This is a genomic window from Streptomyces phytophilus, from assembly GCF_013870535.1.
GTDB lineage: Bacteria > Actinomycetota > Actinomycetes > Streptomycetales > Streptomycetaceae > Streptomyces > Streptomyces phytophilus.
On the sequence record NZ_JACBXC010000423.1, the window covers coordinates 1 to 4638 of the forward strand.

3 protein-coding genes are annotated in these 4638 nt (G+C 73.0%); all 3 read right to left on the minus strand.

The annotated features are described in order from the left end of the window. Positions 1–197: 197 nt before the first annotated feature. Positions 198–1163 (minus strand): SGNH/GDSL hydrolase family protein, encoded by a 966-nt coding sequence (locus tag H5J30_RS18365; RefSeq protein ID WP_181788498.1) that lies wholly within the window; start codon positions 1161–1163, stop codon positions 198–200. Positions 1164–1347: 184 nt separating this feature from the next. Continuing rightward, positions 1348–1950, minus strand: a complete 603-nt coding sequence (locus H5J30_RS18370; RefSeq protein WP_181788500.1) for a DedA family protein — start codon at positions 1948–1950, stop codon at positions 1348–1350. Between the two features lie 286 nt (positions 1951–2236). Next, entirely contained in the window at positions 2237–4330 is a 2094-nt protein-coding gene (locus tag H5J30_RS18375; protein WP_181788499.1) for an MDR family MFS transporter, read from the minus strand. Positions 4331–4638 lie beyond the last annotated feature (308 nt).

A 4638-nucleotide genomic window follows, 5' to 3' on the forward strand; every position in this document is an offset into this window, starting at 1 on the left:
CTACCTGCCCGACCGCCCCCGCGCCGAACTGCACGCCCACCTCGCCGAGACGGGCGCCGCCGCCGAGAAGCTGCGGGGCAGGCCGGTGCGGGGCGGGGGCCGGTGCGAGGGCGGGCGACTGGCTGGTGATGGCTGACCGTTATCAGAGATCGGGCGCCTGGAGTCGCTGGAGCGCCGGCGCCGGGGCGACAGGGTCGTCAGCCGCCCAGGTAGGCGTCCACCTCGTCCGCGACCGCCCGCGTGTAGCGCTCCAGCCCCGGGGACTTGGCCCGGCACGGCTGCCCGCCCTCCGGGGTCGGCGCGAGGCAGAAGTGCAACGGGTCGTCGTCGCGGTGCAGTTGCGCGGTGCCGCCGGGGCCGGTGCAGTAGCCGGCGGTGCCCTGCTCGTGGTCGTTGCACGGAAGGTACTGCGTCCACTTCCCGTCGCCGTCGCGCAGCTCGCGCCCGCCGTCGGCCAGGAGGTCGCCGGAGGCGGCGGCCTGCCGGTCGTACAGGTCGTTGACCTGCTCGATCCGGTCCGGGTGCAGCGCGTCGGGCGGCTGCTGCACCCACACGATCCGGGGCCGCGGCACGTCGGCGGCGCGCGCGGCGTCGGCGATCTGGCCGGTGAGGGCGCGCAGGTCGGCGGCGTAGCGCTCGTAGTACGCGGACGTCCCCCACTCGACGCCCTCCATGCACGGCGTATAGCCCCAGGTGTTGCCCCAGAACTGCAGCACGATCACGCCCGGTTCGCGCTCCTTGACGAGGGCGGCGGCCTTCTCGTCGCGCGGGACGAGGGAACGGCCCGGACGGCCCTGGAGGTAGTCGCAGACGGTCACGCCGGCGACGGGCTCGCTACTGTACGAGCCGACGCGGCCGGAGCGTTCCAGCCGGGCGCCGAGGATGTCCTGGGCCTCCATGGCGAGGGAGTCGCCGAGGTAGAGCACGTCCTGCGGGGCACGCGGGGGCGCGCTGCCGCCGGAGGGCGAGGAGCCGGGGGCGGGCTCGCCGGGGGCAGGCGTGGCGGGGTCGGGCGAGGTGAAGTGGGAGCGGTCGGGCGACTGGTTCCGCACGGCGCTGTCCACCGTGCCCCCGTCGTCCGACCGCGACACCGCGCCCCATCCGACGGCCACGGCCACCAGCACCACGGCGAGCACGGGAGCCGCCCAGCGCTTCGTCTCCATCAGATCCTCCGGCACGGTGACAACTGGCCAGTAGGGTAGGGAGTCGACCGCTTCCGGGTCGAGGCCCTTCGGCCCATTGCCTGCGACCGACTGCGGCCCGCCGCCTGATGCCGCGCGGCCGTAGCCGAAGCGCGCCGGATGACAATATCTGTTAACTGTCAGACGAGGCCCCCGGCCCCGGGTCTCAGTCGGCGGTCGTCGGCTTCGGGCGCGGCCTGCGGACCAGGTACGCGGCGCCGAGCCCCGCGACGAACAGCGCCAGCACCGACACCCCCGTGGCCAGCCATCCGGCGCCCAGCCAGCGGCTGCCGAAGTACCCGAGCGTCACGCCGTACGCGGCCCACAGCAGCCCGGCGAGCGCGGACCACGGCAGGAACTCCCGCACCTGGCGGTGCATCGCGCCCGCGCCCAGCATCACCACGCTGCGCCCCGCGGGCGCGAACCGGGCCAGGACGACGATGCCGCCGCCGCGCCGCCCGCTGAGGTGGTGGCCGAGGCGTTCCTGCGCGCGGGCCAGGTAGCGGGAGTTGGCGAACTTCTCGCGGCCTCTGCTGGCGAGCCGGAACGCGATCATGTCGCCGAGTACGGAGGCGGTGGCGGCGCAGAGCAGGAGTGCGAGCAGTTCGGCGAGGTGGTCGGCGGCGGGCAGGGTGGCGCCGTTGCGTACGGCGTCGGCCGCGGTGGTGGTGCCGGCGGCGGCGGTGGCGGCCATTATGACGAGCGCGCCGCTGGGCAGGAGGGGGAGGAAGACGTCGAGGAGGACGGAGGTGGCGACGATGGCGTACATCCACGGGGTACCGCTCAGTGACCCCACAAACTCCACTGTTCCCCTGCTCCCCGTGTCCCGGCGGTCATCCGGTGGTCGTCTGCCGCGGACGAGAGCGCCGGGCGGGTCACAGCGTACGCCTGGCGCGTCGCCGCAAATCGCACGGGGGGACCAGATGTAACCTGCATCACTCCTGAGCACCCGCTCACCTGCCGTCACCGGCGTACCGCACTCCTACCGCACTCGTGCGGCATCCACACGCCTCGCCGGCGGCCGTCGTACGGGTACGGGCGCCGCGCGGTGCTCCTCAAGCGGGGGGTTTCGGCGGGGAGTCCGGGCCGGGTTGCCACTTCTCGACCGGTTCGCCGGGGGGCGCTTCGCCGTCGGAGCCGCACAGCTCCGCGGACAGCTGTTCCACGAGTTCGCTGAGGTCGGTGGGCCGGTCGGGCGTCCACCAGTCGCCCAGCATCTCCGCCAGCGCCGCCTGCCGTGCCGCCGCGAGCCGCTCCGCGACCCGGGTGCCGTCGTCCGTGCAGAGCATCGGGAGCCCTTCGCGGCGGGTGAGTCCGCGTTCCTCCAGTTCCTGCGCGGCGCCGAGGATCACCTCAAGGGGCAGTCCGGTGCGTTCCGCGAGTGCGACGGGTTCGACGGGCTCGGTCCGGTCGGCGGATCCGTAGCGGCGGACGCGCAGGAGCAGCCAGCTGGAGGCGGGCCGCAGGTCGAGGCCGGCGCGGCGGGTGATGTCCTCGTACAGCTCCCGGCGTCCTTCGCGGGTGCTGAGGGCGCTGAGTGCGCGGCAGACCTCGTCGCGGGGTGAGCGTTCGACGGGGTTGGTGGCGACTGTTTCGCTGCCGTCCGGGACGGTGACGGTGCCGCGCAGGGGGTCCTCGCGGAGGAAGAGTGCGACGAGGAACGCGACGAGGGCGACGGGTGCGGCGTAGAGGAAGACGTCGGTGATGGAGGTGGAGTAGGCGTTCACGACCTCGGGTTGCAGGGAGGCGGGCAGCCGGGCGATGGAGCGGGGGTCGGATTCCAGGGTGTCCATGTCGAGTCCGCCGGGCAGGGAGGCGCCGCTCAGTTCTGCGTCGAGTTTGTGGCGCAGCCGGCTGGTGAAGATCGTGCCGAAGACGGCGACGCCGAAGGACGCGCCGATGGAGCGGAAGAAGGTGGCGCCGGAGGTGGCGACGCCGAGGTCGCCGTAGGAGACGGCGTTCTGGACGGCGAGGACGAGGACCTGCATGACGAGGCCGAGGCCGAAGCCGAAGACGAAGAAGGAGGCGCCGAGTTCCCAGTTGCCGGTGTTCTGGTGGAGCCGGTGGAGCAGGAGGAGGCCGGCGGTGGTGACGGCGGTGCCGAGGACGGGGAAGATCTTCCAGCGGCCGGTGCGGCTGATGAGCTGCCCGGAGCCGGTGGAGGCGATGAGCATGCCGGCGACCATCGGGAGCATGTGGAGGCCGGAGGTGGTGGGGGAGACGCCGCGTACGACCTGGAGGAACGTCGGCAGGTACGTCATCGCGCCGAACATCGCGAAGCCGACGACGAACCCGATGACGGAGCAGAGGGTGAAGGTGCGGATGCCGAAGAGCTTGAGGGGGATGACGGGCTCGGCGGCGCGGCGCTCGACCTGGACGAAGGCGGTGAGCAGGGCGATCGCGAGCAGTGCGGCGGCGGCGACCTGCCAGGAGCCCCATTCCCAGGTGGTGCCGCCGAGGGAGGCCACGCCGACGAGGCAGATGGCGAAGGAGGCGATGAGGGCGGTGCCGAGGTAGTCGATGCGGTGTCTGGTGTCGCGGCGCGGGATGTGCAGGACGACGGCGATGACGACGAGGGCGGCCAGGCCGATGGGCAGGTTGATGTAGAACACCCAGCGCCAGCTGAGGTGTTGGGTGAAGATGCCGCCGAGGAGGGGGCCGAGGACGCTGGTGGTGCCGAAGACGGCGCCGAAGAGGCCCTGGTAGCGGCCGCGTTCGCGGGGCGGCACGATGTCGCCGACGATGGCCATGGCCAGGGACATGAGTCCGCCGCCGCCGATGCCCTGGAGGGCGCGGAAGCCGATGAGCTGGCCCATGTCCTGCGCGATGCCGCAGAGTGCGGAGCCGGCGAGGAAGATGACGATGGCGGTCTGGAAGAGCTTCTTCCGGCCGTACTGGTCGCCGAGTTTGCCCCAGAGGGGGGTGCCCGCGGTGGCGGCGAGGAGGTAGGCGGTGACCACCCAGGAGAGGTGTTCCATGCCGCCGAGGTCGCTGACGATGGTGGGCAGGGCGGTGGCGACGATGGTCTGGTCGAGTGCGGCGAGGAGCATCCCGGACAGGAGGGCCGCCATGGACAGCAGGACGGTGCGGCGGGGGAGGCCCTGGCCGGGGACTTCGGCGGCGGGCGGGGCGGCGGCGCCTGGGGACATGGGCGGCTCCCCTCGGGTGGCTCGTCCGTGCGGCGGGCGGTGCTGGGTGGTGCTGGGTGCTGGGTGCTGGGTGGTGCTCGTGTTGCTTGTGGTGTCTGTGATGCGCGGGTCGTTTGCCTCATAGTCGCCCGGATGGGCCGATAGGGCCCGCCGGGGCGGTCCGCTCGGGCCGGAGAGCGGCCGGGGTGCGGTGCGCAGGGTTCCGGGGGGTCTGCATAATCGCCTCCATCCCACAGGAGGGGGAGCACGGTGAGACCTCGCGCATGCCGCACCTGCGGCGAGCCGCTCCAGGAGCAGGGCGGGCCGGG

What these genes read in the sequence shown, in the direction of transcription:
- H5J30_RS18365 (WP_181788498.1), bottom strand. Translation starts at nt 1,163, where the DNA reads ATGGAGACGAAGCGCTGGGCGGCTCCCGTGCTCGCCGTGGTGCTGGTG.
- H5J30_RS18370 (WP_181788500.1), bottom strand. Translation starts at nt 1,950, where the DNA reads ATGTACGCCATCGTCGCCACCTCCGTCCTCCTCGACGTCTTCCTCCCC.
- H5J30_RS18375 (WP_181788499.1), bottom strand. Translation starts at nt 4,330, where the DNA reads ATGTCCCCAGGCGCCGCCGCCCCGCCCGCCGCCGAAGTCCCCGGCCAG.